This is a genomic window from Alicyclobacillus macrosporangiidus CPP55, assembly GCF_000702485.1.
In the GTDB taxonomy this organism is placed as follows: domain Bacteria; phylum Bacillota; class Bacilli; order Alicyclobacillales; family Alicyclobacillaceae; genus Alicyclobacillus_H; species Alicyclobacillus_H macrosporangiidus_B.
The window spans coordinates 258158-276137 of record NZ_JNIL01000001.1; the positions used below are offsets into that span (position 1 = coordinate 258158).

Below are 17980 nucleotides of genomic sequence, written 5' to 3' on the forward strand. Positions count from 1 at the left end.
ATGAGTGACCGAAAAGTCCGTCTGGACGTGCTGTTGCATCGGCGGGGGCTGTTTCCCAGCCGGGAGGCAGCCCGGCGTGCCATCATGGCCGGTTTGGTCCGCCGGGGTGGCACGGTGGTGGACAAACCGGGGATGCAGGTCCAGGAAGAAGAGGTCTTTGAGGTCGATCAGCCGGAACACCCGTACGTCAGCCGTGGCGGCCTCAAGCTGGAACGTGCCCTGCGGTCGTTCGGCGTCTCTCTGGAGGATGAGGTGGTCCTGGATGTGGGCGCGTCCACCGGGGGCTTCACGGACTGCGCCCTTCGACACGGCGCCCGGTTGGTGTATGCGGTCGACGTGGGGTACGGGCAGTTGGCTTGGTCCCTGCGCCAGGACCCCCGTGTGGTGGTGATGGAGCGTACCAACTTTCGCCATGTTGATCCCGCCGTGTTCCGACCCCGGCCGTCGACGGCCGTGATGGACGTGTCGTTCATCTCCATTCGGCTCCTGTTTCCCAAGTTGATTGAGATTGTCGGGAAGGGCGGCCGGGTGATCAGCCTGATCAAACCTCAGTTTGAGGCCGGGCGGGAATCGGTCGGCAAAGGGGGCATCGTGCGCGATCCAGCGGTGCACCGGCGCGTGCTGGTCGATGTTCTCGAAGCAGCCGGCGAACTGGGCATGCAGTGCATGGGCCTTGATTTCTCGCCCATCACGGGCGGCGACGGGAACATCGAATTTTTGGCGTACTGGCGCATGACGGGCCAGCCCGTGGCGGATGCGGTGCTCGACCGGGTTCCGGAGGTGGTGACAGCCGCGTGGGCGGCGCTTCGGCCAGGACCGCCGGCGGGATCGCCCAAGGAGTGAAGGTTCTGGATCGCTTGGCTACGGTCAGCGCAGAGCGGCAGGAACTCGCTTTGCCTCTGTGGAATCCCTCAGCGTGAGGCAAAGGGGCGGTCCGGATGCAGAGGACAGATGTGTGGGCGATCCTCTTTTGCGCCCTGTTCGCGGTGGCGGTGTTCCGTTCGCTGCTACACCGGGTGGGTCGGGCCAGCCAGGTGCCCCTGGAAGGGCACTATCAGGCGGCTCGACGTTGGTTGGAGGACAACGGATACACCATCGTCGCTGTGCACCCGCAATGTGAATGGCACGGTTATTACGGGACCGAACACTATCAATGGCCGCTGACCGCCGATTTCATCGTGCGCCAGGGGGCGCGTTATTTCGCGGTCATCCTCGCCCGGGCGCGGTCGGAGGCGGTGACAGAAACCCGGCTGCGCGCCGAGTGGTACCCCGTTTCCGTGGCGTTCGGCGTGCACGGGCTGTTGCATATGGACGTGGACGGAGAGCAGGTGCACCACGTGGACTTCGAGCTGACGCATCCCCCGTCGCTTCGATGGCGCAGGATGGTCAACCGAAGCCTGTGGTTCCTCGGTGGCATGCTCGCCGCCCTCGCCTTGTTCCACGGGGTGTGAGCGCCTGGACAGGAGGGATTGTGTGCGGACCATCGCCGTTTTTGTCAACCCGGACAAACCGAGGGCGGTGGAGATGAAAGCCCGTCTCGAAGAGCTCTTGTGCGCTGCAGGATTGCGCACGCTGTGCTTCGAGACGGGGCATCGGCACGCGGATGCGGATCCGGATGCCCTGCGCGGAGCGGAGCTGGCGTTTGTTCTCGGCGGGGACGGCACGCTCCTGGGGGTGGCGCGACAGCTGGCACCGTTGGGGGTGCCGCTGCTCGGCATCAACGCCGGGCATCTCGGGTTTCTGAGCGAGGCGGAACCGGCGAATCTGGAGGACACGGTACGGCGCGTGGCGGCCCGCGACTATGCCCTCGAAGAGCGCATGATGCTCGAGGCATCGCTGATCCGTCGCGGGCGAACCGAGCAGACCTTGATCGGCCTGAACGACGTGGGGATCGCCAAAGGGTCGTTCGCACGCATGGTGACGGTGGACGTGTACGTGGACGACGTATTTGTGGATTCCTACAGCGGGGACGGGGTGATCGTCTCCACCCCCACCGGTTCGACCGCTTATTCCCTCTCCTGCGGCGGACCCATCCTCATGCCGCAATTGAAAGTGATGCTCATCACGCCCATCTGCCCGCACACCCTGGTCGCTCGCCCGTGCGTGATCGACAGCCGGCAACGGGTGCGATTTGTCGTCCACGCCACCCACCGGGACGTCGGAATGACGATGGACGGGCAGGTTGGGGTGACGCTCTGTCCGGGTGACGAGGTGGTGGTCCAGGAGTCGCGGGCGCGCACCGTGCTCGTCAAACTCGGAAAGCGGGAGTTCTTTGACGTGCTGCGAAGCAAGTTGCACGGCGGCAACAACCACTGACCATTCAAGGGGGAAGACGCGGATGCTGTCGGAGCTGTCCATCCAGGGGATCGCGCTGATTGACGAAGCGCATCTGCGCCTCGGCCCAGGGCTCACCGTGTTCACCGGGGAGACGGGCGCTGGAAAATCCATTCTTCTCGATGCCATCGGACTGCTCTTGGGCGGGCGGGCGTCGGCGGAGTTGGTCCGCAAGGGGGCCGACAGCGGGCGCGTGGAGGCCTTGTTTCACCTGTCAGACGCGGTCCGTCCGCGCGTGGTTCAGCGGTTGTCCGAGTGGGGGATCGACGCCGAAGAGGAGCTGCTGATCTCCCGGGAAGTGCACGTGGGAGGCCGATCGGTCTGCCGAATCAACGGGCACATGGCGACGGTGCAAATGCTCCGGGAGCTCGGGTCCCTGTTGGTGCAACAGCACGGGCAGCACGAACATCACGGCCTTCTTCAGGCCGAGGAGCAGAAGCGGGCCCTCGATCTGTACGGCAACCATCAATCCCTCCTCGCCGAGGTCGGGCAGCTGTACGCGGAATGGTCGCAGGTGCGGCGGGCGCTGGAACGGATGCGCATGGATGAACAGGAACGGGTACGCCGCATCGACATGCTGCGGTTTCAGATGGAGGAGATCGAGCGGGTGAACCCGCGGCCCGGCGAGGAGGAGGCACTGAGAGAACAGCGGCTCCTGCTGCAGCACGTCGACCGCGTGTCGGCATCCCTGCAGACGGCGGTGGCGGCGTTGATGGGCGGGGACCGAAACGCCCCTGGCGCGGTGGCCCTGATGGCGGAGGCGGCGCGGGAGGTGGCCGCCGCAGCCGACTTTGATCCGCGGATGAAGGACGCGGCGGAGTTGTTGGAGACCGCCCAGGTGCACGCAGAGGAAGCGGCTCACGCGGTGCGCCGGTTCCTCGACCGGTTGGAGGCGGACCCTGCGGAACTGGACCGCGTCGAGGAACGGCTGGCCCAGATCCGGGCGCTGGAGCGGAAATACGGCGCGACGGAGACGGATGTGCTGGCATATTTGCAAGAGATACGGGAAGAGTACAACCGGTTGGTCAACCACGAACAGGAGACGGCTGAACTCGAGGCACGGCTGGCCGCTTGCGAGCGCCGCCTGTCCGAGGCTTGCGACCGGCTGCACGAGCGCAGGCGGGAGACAGCGCGCCGGATGGCCGCCGAGGTTCAGGCGCTGTTGCGGACGCTGTCCATGCCCTCGGCGCGCTTCGAGATTGCGGTGAACCGGCAGACCGCGCGCGACGGCACAGGGTTTGGAGCGGACGGCGCCGATCACGTCCAGTTTTTGTTCAGCGCCAACAAGGGCGAAGAACTCAAACCGCTGCAGAAGGTGGCCTCCGGAGGGGAGCTGTCCAGGACGCTGCTGGCGATGAAGGCTGCGTTGGCCGACGTCGACGAGGTGGACACGCTGATCTTCGATGAGATCGATGCGGGGGTCAGCGGCCAGGCGACGCTGGCGATCGCCGAGCAGATGACCCGCCTGGCGGGCCGGCACCAGGTGCTGTGTGTGACGCACGCCGCGCCGATTGCCGCCGTGGCTGCGGAGCATTTCGAGATCGTCAAGGTGGAGACGGAGACGCACACCATCACCCACGTCTCCCTGCTCGACGTGGAGGGGCGTATTCGGGAGCTGGCGCGCCTCATCGGCGCAGGTGCGGCCGATGAGACGGCCGTGGCACATGCGCGCGCATTGTTAGAACGGCATCTGCAGAACTGACGCGTCTGCCGGGATCCGGCTCAGGTGGCGCAGGCGAGCGGATCGCACAACTTTTGTGCATCATAAAGCCTTCCCGCGGGGGCACCTTAGTAAGCACCGGAATGCTCAGGGGGTGCCACGAAGGGGGGCGCTGACACAGATGCGGCATGGCCGACGTTGCAGCAGTCACGTGCGCAAGCTCTGCGCGGCGGCGCTCAGCTTGTTGTGCCTCACACCGCCGGTACAGCAATTGGCAAGCCTGCCCGGCGAGATCCACGTTCCCATAGGGGAACATACCATTCTTCCGCTTCGGTTGCCGTGCAAGGCGGTGGTGGTCTCGTCCGACACCCGCGTGGTCGGCGCACAGCCTGTTTTAGCGCGCGGGCATGAGACCGATCTCGAGGTCACCCCCCGGGAGTTGGGGGATGCCATCATCTCCACTCGTCTATTCGGATTTCTCCCCTGGAAGGCTCTCCACGTACATGTCGTACCGCAGGAACGCGTCCTCGTCGGCGGCCAATCGATCGGCGTGCGCCTGCACAGCAATGGGTTGATTGTCGTCGGCTTTCAGCGGGTGGACAGGCACAGCCCGCCGGGAATGGCCTTGCGGATCGGCGATGTGATCGAGCGGATCGACGGGAAACCTGTGCACGAGGCCCGGGATTTGCGCCGGGAAGCCAATGCTGTGCAGGGGCCCGTCCGGCTGTCGGTTCGCCGCGGCACTGAACACCTGCAAGTGGTCCTGACGCCTGCGACGGGACCGGACGGCTACCGACGTCTAGGGCTGTTGGTGCGGGAAAAGACGGCGGGTGTCGGCACGCTGACCTTTTATGATGCGCACCACCACCGGTTCGGGGCGTTGGGTCACCTGATCACGGACGTGGACACGGGTCAGCCGATCGAAGGCTGGGGTTCGGTGTACGAGGCGGAGGTCACCGGCGTCGTGCGCGGCACCGCGGGCCATCCCGGGGAGAAGCAGGGGCGTTTCTTGGCATCCGTCCAAGAGATCGGGCACATCGATGTCAACACCGAATTCGGGGTGTTCGGCGACATGGATGCGCCGCCGCGGTTTTCCTATCTCGCCAAGGAAGTGCCGGTGGCCCTCCCGGAACAGGTTCATCCCGGACCCGCCAAGTTGCTCACGGTGGTCCACGGGCAGCAGGTGGAAGCCTTTGACGTGGAGATTGAAAACGTGGCGCACCAGGATCGCCCTGGAACGAAGAGCCTGGTCGTCCACGTCACGGACCCCCGGCTGCTGCGGATGACAGGCGGGATTGTGCAAGGGATGTCGGGAAGTCCGCTGCTGCAGGACGGGCGGCTGGCGGCGGCGGTGACCCATGTGTTCGTGTCCGATCCCACGCGGGGATACGGGGTGTACGCCGCTTGGATGCTGCAAAAGTGTGAAGCATCCCCTGGCCGTGGTTCAAACAGGGATCCTGCGGAAAGCTCGGCCGCCTATGGCCTGACAGCCTCGTCGCAGCGGGGTTGACTGGGTTTTAACCGAGGGCCGGCGTCACGGAACCGGGGGACCGTTCCCCCGGTTTTCGCTGTGACTGAGGGAGCACGCTGAGCACGCGACCGGTTGCAGCACTCGAGGGCGCGTGTCGAAGGGTGTCGAAAAAATGGGCTCGGAGGCGAAAAGTATTCCATAAGAAATGGCAGGACATGACCCCTTGCCGTCGAATTAGGTGTAGCGTGATTTCTGACGCCGAGGGGGAGGCACCACCGTGGGTGTATTGAAAGTTCTCATTGCGGATGACAACAAGGAGTTTACTGAAATACTGAATGAGTTCATCTCCTCGCAAGACGACATGGAGGTCTGCGGGGTGGCGCACAATGGAAACGACGTCCTGGAACTGATACGGGAACAGTCGCCGGATGTATTGGTACTCGATATCATCATGCCGGTGCTCGATGGCATCGGTGTGATGGAGCGGCTGGTTGAGGAGATGGAACGTCTTCCGAAAGTCATTATGCTGACCGCCTTCGGGCAGGAGACCGTCACGCGGCGCGCCATGGAGCTGGGGGTGTCGTATTTCATTCTCAAACCGTTCGACATGCCTGTTTTGATTGAGCGCATCCGCCAAGTGACCCAGGAGGCGCAGGTGGCGCCTACCGCAGTGCCTGGCGTCACGTTCCCGTTGGACCGCCAGATCAACCTGGCGGCCGCGCAGCGCCGGTCCATTGACGCAGCCATCACCCAGATCATCCATGAGATCGGGGTACCCGCCCACATCAAGGGATACCATTACCTGCGCGAAGCCATCGGGATCGTCTTTTACGATGTCGAGATCCTCAGTTCGGTCACGAAGACCCTGTACCCCCGCATCGCGGAACGGTATAAGACCACCCCTTCTCGAGTGGAGCGCGCGATCCGCCATTCCATCGAAGTGGCATGGGGAAGAGGCAACATGGATGCGATCCGCAACGTGTTCGGATACACGGTCAGCGCCTCCAAGACGAAGCCCACCAATTCGGAGTTCATCGCCATGATCGCCGACAAGCTGAGGATGGAGTACAAGATCGGGTAATTCCTTGCGGGACGACGGTCTGTGGAGGGCTCTTTTACGGCTGTTCGATGAACCGTTGCGTCAAACACAAGAGAACCACGGCCTCTATGTGTCGTGGTTCTCGGCATATTCATTTTTGCCACCCTCGCTTCGAGCGCATGACCAATTTACATAGACCTGGAACTCGGATTGAGCAGAACCTGCGTGTACTCCTGTTCTTCAATCTCTGTACCCTCTGCCAGCACATCTTTGAATCTGGCAAACAGAGCGTGGATGTGCGGCTCCTTGTTCACCAATTCCATGGCGGTGTGATAGCTTTGTTCGTCCGGAAAGAAATTGAGCTCAATGATTTCACTAGAATCCTGATTCCTTCGTAAATACATCGTCTGATAGTCAATGAACCGCCGATAGACTTCGGTAGCTTGTGCCTGAATGGTCACATAATCATCCCAACAATTCGGTCGAAGTCGGTATCGATAGACTTTTACGAACATGTGCGCCTCCTCCTGTATGCTCATGCGATGATACTGCGAACCTATAACCATATTGTTATCAGGCGAAAACTTCTATACAAGCCTCAGGATTTGTCGAAGACGAGTACGCGTGCCACATGTGTTCCGTAGAGTCGGCGGATGGTGTGAGCCGGTTAAGTGAACATGAGTTTCCGAAATGAATATGTTCATCTGGATTATCCGCATGCTGGACACGTCATTCGATTTCCCGGTGTGCCGACGACCCAATTGCGGACAAATGGGGGTACACCTGGGGCAAACAACGCCACAGGGGGGCTAGAACGGTGCAGAGAAGAGAAGGGATAGTGAAGTGGTTTAAGGAGGATAAAGGCTACGGTCGCATCATGCTAGACGGACAGGACGGAAATCATGTCTTTGTCCACTACACAGAGATTCGACCAGACCCTCAAAGATTTCCTACTGGGTTTCGTTTTCTCAAGGAAGGTCAGAAAGTCTCATTCAACTTGGTCGAACACCCACACATCGGTGACAGTCAAAGACGGACTGCCACCGATGTCGAAATCCTGGAGGACTAACCGAAACGCGTTGGGACGGCGGGAGCGGCACGGCGTTACTCCGGGCGGTCGAACACGAGGCAGGGAGAGCCGATTGCCAACGGGTTAGGCTTGACCGTGAGCGTGGCGATGGGATGACGACGAGTGTTGGACGATTGGAGGAGGATCCGGTACTTGGCGGCGTCAAGTATATGTTGGTGTCACACAACACGAAGATGGGCGCAGGAAAAGGTGCGGTTCTTCTGGCGGAGTATTTGTTGGAACGAGGTTTGATTGGCTGAAGGAAAGGTGCGTCTAGCGGAGGACGAGGTGGGAGCTCGTCCTCTTTTCGTGTGGTAGGTGCCCCATTACGTGGGAATTGGGCGAGTAGACGTTCTCTGCAAGCCTGACCATGGATACAGCGAACTGGGAATGTGTCTGAGGAGGTTCACTGGATGGACTTCACTCCGTTAGCCGAGATTACACGAGTCATGGAGACCTTTGGCCGACCGTGGTTCATTGTTGGTGGTTGGGCACTGGATTTGTCGTTAGGCCATGTGACCCGCGAACATCACGATGTAGACGTTTGCGTCTTTCGAGACGATGTGGCATCACTCTTGAGTTACTTTCAAGGCTGGGACTGCAAGGTGGTTATTCCAGGGGAACATCGCCTTGTCACGTGCTCTTCTGAACGAGATACATTGCCACCGAGACACGAACTACATTTTTCAAAAGCTGGTACCCAAATAGAAGTGCTCTTGATCGATAAAGTGGGAGACAGGGTGCTGTTTCGCCGTGATCCAACGGTCTGGATGGCGTACGAGCGCTTTTCACGACGCGATCTCAGTGGACGCCCGTTCGTAGCTCGTGAGTGGCAACTTCTTTTTAAAGCAAAGAGTCCACGGTCCAAGGACGAGTTGGATTTCCGCAATCATGCACCGAATTTGGAAGCTGGGGCTAAGAAGTGGCTAGTAGAAGCATTGAAGCGACATGTGCCCTACACTACATGGATTGAACAACTTCAGAAGATGATGGAGAGCCCAATTTACAAGATGGGTGGAAACGATAAAGGAGGGTACCCACGAGCACATGCTGAAAACTCTGATTGAAACAGGGGCACTCTCCAGTTCCAGATTCCGATGGTTCGTGCGATCGTCCTTATGGGAGCGAATTCGTATCTGATTTTTCCATTGGCGATTTCAAACGGCGTATTGGCAGCCTTTGCTTCTCCGGCTATGAGAGGAATCATCCCGGAGATAGTCGACAGCAAAGATATCAAGCAGGCGAATTCTCTGCTCAACACATCGAGTAGTGCGGCCAAGATCGTCGGACCAACAATCGCCGGCGTTTTGGTTGCGACTGTCGGTGGCGGCTGGGGGATTGCGATAGATGCTGTCAGCTTCTTCATCTCAGCCCTTTGCCTGACTCGAGTCCATATTCCTTCCCGTCCTTCAATGACCGATAGCTCGCTTCTTCAACAGATGCGTGAAGGCTGGGCGTACTTCCGACATCGCCGTTGGATTTGGTCGATCACTGCTGGATTTGCCTTGATGAACGCAGTCCAAATGGGGGTGTGGCAAGTCCTTGGACCGATTATGGCCGAGAACACGTTTGGTTCTGCTGGTTGGGGGCTGACGCTTGGTGTCAAGTCAGTCGGTCTTTTAGTCGCAAGCGTAGCCATGTTGAGGTTCGAACTGCGGCGTCCCCTCCGGGACAGCATGCTAGCCGTCGCTGTCAGCGGCATACCAATGATTGTTCTTGGCCAAGGTTATGCATTACCTTACTTATTGATCGCCACGGCATTCGCTGGTGCGGGACAGACGATCTCCGGAATCGGGTGGGATACCACACTCCAGCAAGCCATTCCGAAAGACAAACTCTCACGCGTATGTGCCTTTGACGACTTTGGATCTTACGCAGCAATACCTGTTGGAGAGATACTGGCTGTACCGTTGGCTGAAATTTTCGGCTACCAGACGGTTGCCACGGTTGGAGGCCTCGTCTTCATTGTCGTCGCGCTTCTCCCTTTGTTAGAACCGCAGGTCTGTCGTGTCACAACAGAAAACATTCAGTCCCTCAACGTATAAGCAGAGGATAGAAAGCGATCCGGGGGTCGAAGGAGCGTCTACGTTTGATATTGAGGAAATCACGCCGGTGATTTTGGGGAATCGTGATCCGCTGTGATTGGGGAGATTACATCTGATGTTGACACCGCGCAGGGTGTTGGCAGTCGTTTGGCCCGATGGCCACCTTAGGGGCCAGCGCCTGGTGTTGGCAGCAACCCCGTAGGTGGTGTACTTAGGGTCTGCTGAACGGTTCACGAGTTCGCCAGCGCAGGTGAAGTTAGGGCCTGTTGGAGCCACGTAAGAACAAGGTACAGAAGAAGGCGGAGTCGCCGCTCCAAGTTCATCACTAGCAGTTGCAGCGCGATAACCGTCTCGCTCGTTGCCCGCAGACGCGCCCGAATCAGACCCAGACCGTACAGACGCTTGCCTTCGCCGAACTTCCCTTCGATTTCGTTTCGTTCCGCTGCGTCCTGTCTCTCAATCCGTGCCTGTTCTGCCCGCGCCGTCTTCGAAGGCCGACCCAGCGGAGGTCCACTCAGGCGAATGCCATGCTCTTTGCAGTAACGCAGATTCTCCCGACTCCGGTAGGCCCTGTCGGCCAGCACAGCTTCCGGATAATGGCCATACCGCTCCCGGTAGGCCTCCACTGCCGCCTGCAGGGTATTGCCTTCGTGAAAGCTGTCCCAGTCCAGCCGCTCCAGCCTTGCGTACCCGTTCACCACACTGATTGCCACCTTCGCACCAAACTCCACGTTGGCGCGCACCTTGCCACGAACAATGGGTCGCACATGGGGTTGTGAAATGCTGACGATTCGGTCCTCAATGCGTCGGGTCTTCCTACGGTACATCTCTTCCTGTTGACGATACAGTTCCTGGATGACCAACAGCTGACGATACTGCCGAGCGCTCAGGGCTCCCAGCCCGACTTCCTCCTTCAATTTACCGATGATGCGCAGGTCCCGTGCGACGAACCGCAGCTGCTTTCCGATCGCCTTGCGCAGTGTGCGCGGGCTCACGCGACGCTGCTTTGCCACTGCCAGGTACGCTCTACGCGCCTTCTCCCGATAGGTGCGCGGCTTGCGCTTGCCACGCTCACGTACCGCATGCAGAACGTCAATCATCTTCTCCAATTTCTCACGGGCCTCGTTCAGAAGGGACAGGTCGGTCGGGTAGGAGATGTCCGCCGGCGCGCATGTGGCATCCAGCAGGAGCTTACCTTGGTTCGCGGTTGTCTGCGCCTTTGTCCTGGGCTTGGAAGCGGCATTCACACCCGGATGCCCTGGACCTGCATCATCTCGGTCATCCGCATCATCATCGCGCTCGGCCTGCTCCATCACGATCCATTCATTGACCTGACTCAACACGTCTGGACCCAGCCGCTTCCGAAAATGCGTCATCAACGACGGATGAAACGGTGGCTCTTCCTGAAAACGAGGCAGCCCGATGAAGTATTGCAGATACGGGTTCTCCGTGATCTGGCAGACCGTTTCGCGGTCGCTCAGACCCAGACGTTCCTGGATGATGAGTGCACCAAGTGCTACACGTACGGAGTACGCTTGTTGTCCCTTCGTCCAGGACTTAAAGCGCTCTCCGTAGTGCTCTTCGACTTTCCACCACGGAATCATCTGGGCGAGCTTCACCCAGCGGTTTTCCTTGTTCAACTTCCCGCCAAACGGCAGGAAGAAGTCATCTGGAAGCAGCATCTGTCGTTCGGTCGGTCGATACACTGGCAGCCCCTCAGGTGCAAGGATTTTGACGAATTTCAGCGAAAATCCGCGCATGAGATTTCGTCACGAAAGGCCAGTAATCCTTGTTGCTACTGGGCTTATCAACCGTTCAGCAGACCCTACTTCCAAGCTGTATGTGCTATTGACCTATATACCGGCGATAATGTTTTGGATTCTGGACGGGTATTTCCTTCGCCAAGAAAGGCTATTTCGGAAGCTATATGACGCCGTTCGGTCGAGAACCGATGAAACCACAGATTACTCTATGGATGTACATCCATATGAATCTGAGGTGGCATCCTGGATTGGGGTGATGTTCTCTCGAACTCTAGTGATATTTTACGGAGCACTACTGATTACGGTCGTCGTCGTAACTTATTTTACGATTCACATATCACGTTGAGCCGGAAAAGAAATGGGGGGTATCAGAGATGGCCAGGCGAGTATTTTTTAGCTTCCATTTTGATCTGGATAATTGGCGAGCGGCGCAAGTGAGAAATATGGGAGTGATCGAAGGAAACACCCCAGTATCCGATAATGACTGGGAAAAGATACGGAGAGGTGGAGACAAAGCAATTGTGTTTTGGCCATCTCGAAATGGCCGAAAGCTGACGTTATTGCCTGTCCGAAAATTGCTGAGTAAAATGGCCATATCCTAGGAAAGGAAAGACGCCCCTCTTTACGTGGTGCTGCGCCAACAGCATCACAAGGGGCGTCCCATCACTCGGATATGGTCAGTATATCAAACTTTAAGCTTGTTGAAAGCCACACCGCCGGTGTTTTTTGTCCGGAGTGCGGAGAATGTCCCCTGCCCTTGTTGCCAAGGTGAGCTTCGCGTCATCGGGAGTCGGAAAAGGACCTGGGTTCAGAGTTCCGGCAACAAGGTAAAACTCATCATCCGCCGACTGCGCTGCCGGGATTGCAACAAGATCCACCACGAACTGCCAAGCTTTCTGGTTCCCTATCGCCGCCACGAGGCACAGGTCATTGAGGATGCTGTCACGGATAAGGCGACGCCTGCCTGCGTTGAGGAATCAACGCTGCGGCGCTGGCGTCAGTGGTTTGAGGTCTTTGCCCCATATGCCGCCGGCTGCCTGGAGTCCATCGCTGGCCGCTTCCAGTGGACTGTGGAGAGTTCGTCCGCTCATCCACAAACCGCACTCCATCGAATCGGACGGGTTGTTGGGCATCATCCCGGTTGGCTGGCGCGTGCTGTCCGACCGATTGCAAATCTACATTTGTGGAGACATACCCGTTCGGCGTGTTGATCCGCGTCTCGTCACTGTACGTTCATGCTGACCCTACCAAAATGGAGGTGGTTGGCATGAAAGATTCGAGGAAGGCGGAGGAAATCGCCGCAAATCGGGTGCAGATGCTGTCTCGGCTGCTTGCAGATGGCCTGGATGCAGGCCGTGCGCGACAGATCAGGGCTGAGATCTGCGCACAAACGGGTCTCTCAGAACGAACCATTCGTCGGTATCTGGCCCAGTACCGCAAGGAAGGTTTCGAGGGCCTCAAGCCAAAAGCCAAAGTGTATCAAAGACCAGACGCCATCCCGGAGTCGCTTCTGGAACAGGCCATCTTGCTGCGACGGGAGGTTCCCACGCGCAGCATCTCCCAAATCATTCAGATCCTTGAGTGGGAGGGGTATGCAAAGCCGGGCCAGATCAAGCGCAGCACCCTGCAGGAGAAGTTGGCAGAGCGAGGGTATAGCTCCCGTCAGATGCGGATGTACGCCGCAACCGGTACAGCCGCCCGCCGGTTTCAGCGCCGGCATCGAAATGAATTGTGGCAGTCGGACATCAAGTTCGGCCCGTATCTGCCCATCGGGCCTGGCGGCGCAAGGAAACAGGTCTACCTCGTCGTGTTCCTGGACGACGCCACGCGGTACGTACTCCATGCCGAGTTCTACCCCACCCTCGACCAGGCCATCGTGGAAGATTGTTTTCGCCAAGCCATCCAGAAATACGGCGCCCCGGATTCTGTGTACTTCGACAACGGAAAACAGTACCGAACCCGTTGGATGGCCCGGACCTGTTCCAAGCTTGGGATACGGCTCCTCTACACCAAGCCGTACGCTGCCGAGAGTAAGGGCAAGGTAGAGAAATTCAATCGGACGGTCGATTCATTTCTCAGCGAGATTGCCCTGGACAAACCGCAGACACTGGAAGAACTGAATCAGAAGTTCTCCGTATGGCTGTCGGAATGCTACCAGAACAAGCCGCACGCCGCGCTTTCCACAGACAATCAGTCCATAAGCCCAGAGACGGCGTACCGTAGTGACCGTAAGGCGCTGCGATTTGTCGAGCCGGAGGTCCTCGCCAACGCCTTCCTGCATGCCGAGACGCGCAAAGTGGACAAATCCGGGTGCATCAGTTTCATGGACCGGAAGTATGAGGTGGGGTTGTCGTTCATCGGTTGCACGGTGGACGTCATTTACGATCCGGCAGACATCAGCGAGGTGACCATCGAGTACGAGGGATATGAACCGTGGAAAGCTCGCCCCATGGTCATCGGTGAGCGGGCTGGCAAACGACCCAAGTTGCCGGAACACTTGAGGCCCCAACCAGCAGACGCCTCCAGGCTGCTGGGCGCTGCGCAAAAACAGCATGAGTGTGTTTGATAACGTAAAAGTTGACCACGTGGGGGTACATTGACAACCAAAAAGTTGACCACCCCGGCACCTCTTTCCTGTACCCTGGAGTTTGGTCCGAACTCTGGGGGCAGGAGGAAAGGAATGTGCTCGAGATGGTCGACAAGGAGTATATCAGAAAGCGGTACTATGTGGACGGGTGGTCGATACGTAAAATCAGCCGGCAATGCCAAGTGTCGCGACAAACAGTACGCAAGATACTGGCCGACGCTGATATCCCCAAGTATCGATTGACCAAACCCCGCTCCCGCCCAGCGATGGAACGATGGATCCCCGTCATCGAGTCCTGGCTTAAGGAGGAGGAGAAGGCGGGAGCCCCCAAGAAACAGCGGTATGTGTCCTCAAGAATTTACGATCGGCTGCAGGAGGAGTACGGCAAGGAGTTCACCGCGGCTGAATCCACCGTCCGGTACTGGGTAAGCAGGCTGAGGAAACGCAGGCAGGAGGTGTATATCCCGCTGACTTCTGACGCCGGTGAGCTGGCACAGGCCGACTTTGGGCGAGTCGTTGTGAAGATAAACGGCAAGAAGACGGAGATCAGCCTGTTCGTCATGCGGTTGCGGTACAGCGGCGTCATCTTTGCCTGTGCCTTCTCTACGGAGAAGATCGAAGCGTTCCTTGAGGGTCACCGCCGCGCGTTCGAATGGTTCGGCGGCGTGCCGCGCAGTGTTCGCTACGACAACCCCAAGACCGCGGTCACCAAGATCCTGGTTGGCCCCGCCCGCGAGGAGCACGTGCTGCTGTCCAACCTGCGTGCTCACTACCTGTTCGACAGCGAATTCTGCCGCCCCGGTGAACCACACGAAAAAGGCAGCGTAGAAAACGGCGTGGGTTACGTCCGCCGTCATACGTGTGTTCCCGTTCCTGACGTAGCCGACCTGGATGCCCTGAACGACCTGATTCTTCAGTGGTGCGAGAAAGAGCGTGGCAAACGGTGGTCCGCTTGGGAGCAAGAGCGGGCGGGGCTGCGTGCGCTGCCGGAGCGCCCTCACCGTTGCGCCACCACACGGCCCGTCACGGTGAACAAGCTGTGTCTCGTCAGCTTTGACCACAACCGCTACTCCGTCCCCAGCATGTACGTGGGCAAGACGCTGCTGCTGAGGGTGTATGCCGAGCGGATTGAGGTGCTCGACAGGGAACGGGTGGTGGCCAGCCACCCCAGGAGCCACGAGCGTCAGCAGACCATCATGGACCTCGGACACTATCTGCCGGTTTTGGCTTACAAACCACATGCCGCCACGCACGCGGCGGTCGTCCGGCAGTTACCAGAGGTGTACCAACGCATCCGGGTCCGGATGGCGAACAGCAGACCGGATGGATACAAGGACTTCGTAGCCATCCTCATGCTGCACCAAGTCTGGCCGGCGAAGGACATTCTGCAGGCCATTGAGGAAATCGGGCCGGATGTCGTCACAGCTGACCAGATCAAGCGGCATCTTCTTCACACCTCACCGGAATCTGCGGGAACCGTGCCAGGCAGTCTGCAAATGTATCGCCTCGCGCAGCCCAATCCGTCCAGATACGACGCACTGACGAAGGGGGTGGTTCACTGATGTCTGACGATGTACACGCAGCCATGGTGGAGATCTACTGCAAGGAGTTGAAGATGCCGGGTTTGCGCAAGGCTTACGCGGCGCTGGCGAGGGAGGCGGGGGTGCAGAACCACTCCCCCGTCCAGTACCTTGCCGCCTGCCTCGCCGAGGAGATGGAGTCACGGAAAGCCAGTCGGCTGCAGACGTACACGGGGCAGGCACGGTTCCCTGCCCACAAGACCCTGCAGGAGTTCGATTTCGCCGCGATTCCGGCGCTGCAGAAGCAGCGGATTGTACACCTAGCGGGGGGAGACTTCATTCGAGCGAAGGAAAACGTGATATGTATGGGGGCCAGTGGAACGGGCAAAACACACATCGCGATAGCCATCGGGCTGGCCGCCATCTCAGCGGGCTACAGAGTGCGGTTCATCACCGTCATGCAGCTGGTCCAGGAGCTCTTACAGGCAGAGTCAGAGTACCGACTGCCCAGATACCTTCGGACGTGGGACAAGTACGACCTGGTCTGCTTGGACGAGTTAGGGTATGTATCCTTAACTCAAGGTGGGCCACTACTGTTCCAATTCTGTGCGGAGCGGTACGAGAAGGGCAGCATCCTCATCACGACGAACCTGGAGTTCGCGAAATGGACGGACGTGTTCCACGACGCGACGCTGACGACAGCCCTCCTCGACCGACTGACCCACCACTCCCACATCCTGCTGTTTGAAGGCGAATCCTACAGGTTCCGAGAGAGCCAAAGACGAGCGGCAGCCGAGCTGTGACGGGAATGTCAGACCTCCGCCAGGCACCAGAATCGCTACGCCAGGGGTGGTCAACTTTTCGATTAGCAAAGTGGTCAACTTTTCGCTTGACAAACACAGCATGAGCAACGTCAACACAGACAGGCACGGGCCATCTCCTACACCTCCGCGTGGAACGAGGTGAAGGGAGATGTTTGAGTCATTCTACGAGTTTAGGCACACCCCGTTCGCCAGAAACATTCCGGCCGGAGAGCTCTACACATCGCCATCGTTGGAGGACACGCTGGGGCGGCTTTCCTACGCGGCGCAGCGGCAACTGTTCTGTGTCGTCACCGGGGACTGCGGAACGGGAAAGACCACGACCATTCGCCGTTTTGCGGAGACACTGGATAGTGCCAAGTACCAGGTCCTCTACCTGTCAGACTCGAAACTCACGCCTCGCCACTTCTACAAAGGACTGTTAGAGCAGCTCGGGTGTGAGTCCAAGTTCTACCGCGGCGACGCAAAGCGACAGTTGCATCGCGAGATAGAACTCATGCGCGGCATTCACCACGTGCAGCCCGTTTGCGTCGTAGACGAAGCTCATCTTCTCGACCGAGAGATGTTGGAGGAGGTGCGCTTCCTGCTCAACTTCCGCATGGATGCGCAAAGCCCCATGGCGCTCATCCTGGTCGGGCAGAGCGAACTCTGGGAGCGTCTAAACCTCCAGGCGTACGCCGCCATCCGCCAACGAATCGACATACAGTGCAAGCTTCCGTATTACGACCGGGCAGAGGTCGGTGAGTACATCCGACGTCACCTGGCCTATGCCGGGGCCGAGCACGATATTTTCTCGGACAAGGCCATCGATGAGGTTTATCGATTCTCCAGTGGCGCAGCACGCATGATCAACAAGGTGTGCACGCACTGCCTCATGTACGGTGCCCAGACGAAGCACCGGATCATTGATGATCACATCGTGAATCTGGTCATACAGGGGGAGTTGACATGACCAGGCGAACTGCAAAGCGCGGCACCCTGCGTTACGACAGACAGTGGGACCGGTTCTCGGTTCAGTGTGGGGACGACTCCGTGTCTTTGCACTGTGGAGAAGTGATTGGTTTGCGAATAGGCAGGCAGTTTGTGTGGGGACGGCTGGAGATGGACATGGCAGGCAGTTGGTGCATCATCTTTCCCGGGTCGACGGATGGAAAATCAACGGTGCTCACGTTAAGAAAAGCGGCAACCTACGACGCCAAGATCTATGTGTAAACTGCAGTGGCAGCGGGGCAACTCGGGTGAGTTGCCCCGTTCATCCGCCATGGCCACCGAATCCGTCAGTTTCCGGACAACAAACACCGTCAACTTATGGCCATTATACGTTGGCTGTAACACAATTGAAAAGTGGATCAACGACCAAATGTTTGGACGGTCATGCACAGTAGTCTTGGTTGGAGAACGGACCGCTGAACGACCGTGGATAAAATACGAAATCAAAAAATCTTGGAGTGATGGTAAAGGTTTGGTGGGGATATGCATTCACAATCTCAAGGACCGTGATGGAAAACAGGCCAAAAAAGGAAGAAATCCGTTCGACAATTTCACCTTAAATGGAGAGCCACTGTCTGACATAGTAAAACTGTATGATCCGCCATACAGTAAAAGCGAAGATGTGTACAAGTACATAAAGAAACATATTTCAGATTGGGTTGAGGAAGCGTGAAATGGACA

Annotated in this window: 17 protein-coding genes and 1 pseudogene; 16 read left to right on the forward strand and 2 right to left on the reverse strand. The window is 58.5% G+C overall.

What is annotated here, in order from left to right; all coding sequences use genetic code 11:
- The 6 genes from N687_RS0101400 (at nucleotide 1) to spo0A (ending at nucleotide 6546) form a co-directional block, all read left to right on the forward strand.
- Nucleotides 1-843, forward strand: coding sequence for a TlyA family RNA methyltransferase (locus N687_RS0101400; RefSeq protein WP_029420164.1), 843 nt, complete (start codon nucleotides 1-3; stop codon nucleotides 841-843).
- Between the two features lie 95 nt (nucleotides 844-938).
- Nucleotides 939-1451: a hypothetical protein gene (locus N687_RS0101405; RefSeq protein ID WP_029420165.1), complete on the forward strand. Its 513-nt coding sequence runs from the start codon at nucleotides 939-941 to the stop codon at nucleotides 1449-1451.
- Nucleotides 1452-1473: 22 nt separating this feature from the next.
- Complete coding sequence (locus N687_RS0101410; protein WP_029420166.1) at nucleotides 1474-2316, forward strand: NAD(+)/NADH kinase; 843 nt, start codon at nucleotides 1474-1476, stop codon at nucleotides 2314-2316.
- A 22-nt stretch (nucleotides 2317-2338) separates the two neighbouring features.
- Nucleotides 2339-4036 carry a DNA repair protein RecN gene (gene recN / locus N687_RS0101415; RefSeq protein ID WP_029420167.1) on the forward strand — a complete coding sequence of 566 codons (1698 nt, stop codon included), beginning with the start codon at nucleotides 2339-2341 and terminating at the stop codon, nucleotides 4034-4036.
- A 139-nt stretch (nucleotides 4037-4175) separates the two neighbouring features.
- Nucleotides 4176-5504, forward strand: a complete 1329-nt coding sequence (gene spoIVB, locus N687_RS0101420; protein WP_051662851.1) for a SpoIVB peptidase — start codon at nucleotides 4176-4178, stop codon at nucleotides 5502-5504.
- A 247-nt stretch (nucleotides 5505-5751) separates the two neighbouring features.
- Nucleotides 5752-6546, forward strand: a complete 795-nt coding sequence (spo0A, locus tag N687_RS0101425) for a sporulation transcription factor Spo0A (protein ID WP_029420169.1) — start codon at nucleotides 5752-5754, stop codon at nucleotides 6544-6546.
- Between the two features lie 146 nt (nucleotides 6547-6692).
- Here the strand turns inward: spo0A and N687_RS0101430 are convergent, their stop codons facing one another.
- Nucleotides 6693-7019, reverse strand: coding sequence for a hypothetical protein (locus N687_RS0101430; RefSeq protein ID WP_029420170.1), 327 nt, complete (start codon nucleotides 7017-7019; stop codon nucleotides 6693-6695).
- A 323-nt stretch (nucleotides 7020-7342) separates the two neighbouring features.
- Between N687_RS0101430 and N687_RS0101435 the strand changes: the two genes are divergently transcribed.
- From N687_RS0101435 to N687_RS0101445, 3 genes are all read left to right on the forward strand, one after another.
- Nucleotides 7343-7573: a cold-shock protein gene (locus N687_RS0101435; protein ID WP_419670147.1), complete on the forward strand. Its 231-nt coding sequence runs from the start codon at nucleotides 7343-7345 to the stop codon at nucleotides 7571-7573.
- 413 nt (nucleotides 7574-7986) lie between these two features.
- Complete coding sequence (locus N687_RS22735) at nucleotides 7987-8640, forward strand: nucleotidyltransferase domain-containing protein (protein WP_081841058.1); 654 nt, start codon at nucleotides 7987-7989, stop codon at nucleotides 8638-8640.
- 51 nt (nucleotides 8641-8691) lie between these two features.
- A complete protein-coding gene (locus tag N687_RS0101445; protein WP_197029183.1) occupies nucleotides 8692-9618 on the forward strand; it encodes an MFS transporter in 927 nt (308 codons plus the stop codon).
- A gap of 230 nt (nucleotides 9619-9848) precedes the next feature.
- On the opposite strand, the gene N687_RS0101450 is transcribed toward N687_RS0101445, so the two are convergent.
- On the reverse strand, nucleotides 9849-11324 hold the full coding sequence (locus N687_RS0101450; protein ID WP_029420173.1) for an IS5 family transposase: 1476 nt from the start codon (nucleotides 11322-11324) through the stop codon (nucleotides 9849-9851).
- Nucleotides 11325-12100: 776 nt separating this feature from the next.
- Here N687_RS0101450 and N687_RS24575 point away from each other — a divergent pair.
- The 7 genes and pseudogenes from N687_RS24575 (at nucleotide 12101) to N687_RS22750 (ending at nucleotide 17972) form a co-directional block, all read left to right on the forward strand.
- Entirely contained in the window at nucleotides 12101-12592 is a 492-nt protein-coding gene (locus tag N687_RS24575) for a DUF6431 domain-containing protein (RefSeq protein WP_081841060.1), read from the forward strand.
- A 56-nt stretch (nucleotides 12593-12648) separates the two neighbouring features.
- Nucleotides 12649-13938 (forward strand): annotated as a pseudogene (locus N687_RS0101455) (DDE-type integrase/transposase/recombinase); the annotation flags it as partial.
- 134 nt (nucleotides 13939-14072) lie between these two features.
- Nucleotides 14073-15530, forward strand: coding sequence for an IS21 family transposase (gene istA / locus N687_RS0101460; RefSeq protein ID WP_231493564.1), 1458 nt, complete (start codon nucleotides 14073-14075; stop codon nucleotides 15528-15530).
- Nucleotides 15530-16291, forward strand: coding sequence for an IS21-like element helper ATPase IstB (istB, locus tag N687_RS0101465; protein ID WP_029420176.1), 762 nt, complete (start codon nucleotides 15530-15532; stop codon nucleotides 16289-16291). Before istA ends, istB begins: the two co-directional genes overlap by 1 nt.
- A gap of 169 nt (nucleotides 16292-16460) precedes the next feature.
- On the forward strand, nucleotides 16461-17261 hold the full coding sequence (locus tag N687_RS0101470; RefSeq protein WP_029420177.1) for an ExeA family protein: 801 nt from the start codon (nucleotides 16461-16463) through the stop codon (nucleotides 17259-17261).
- Nucleotides 17258-17521 (forward strand): DUF5348 domain-containing protein, encoded by a 264-nt coding sequence (locus N687_RS0101475; protein ID WP_029420178.1) that lies wholly within the window; start codon nucleotides 17258-17260, stop codon nucleotides 17519-17521. The genes N687_RS0101470 and N687_RS0101475 overlap by 4 nt, the downstream gene beginning before the upstream one ends.
- Nucleotides 17522-17570: 49 nt before the next feature.
- Nucleotides 17571-17972 carry a TIR domain-containing protein gene (locus N687_RS22750; RefSeq protein ID WP_269320511.1) on the forward strand — a complete coding sequence of 134 codons (402 nt, stop codon included), beginning with the start codon at nucleotides 17571-17573 and terminating at the stop codon, nucleotides 17970-17972.
- Nucleotides 17973-17980: the final 8 nt, after the last annotated feature.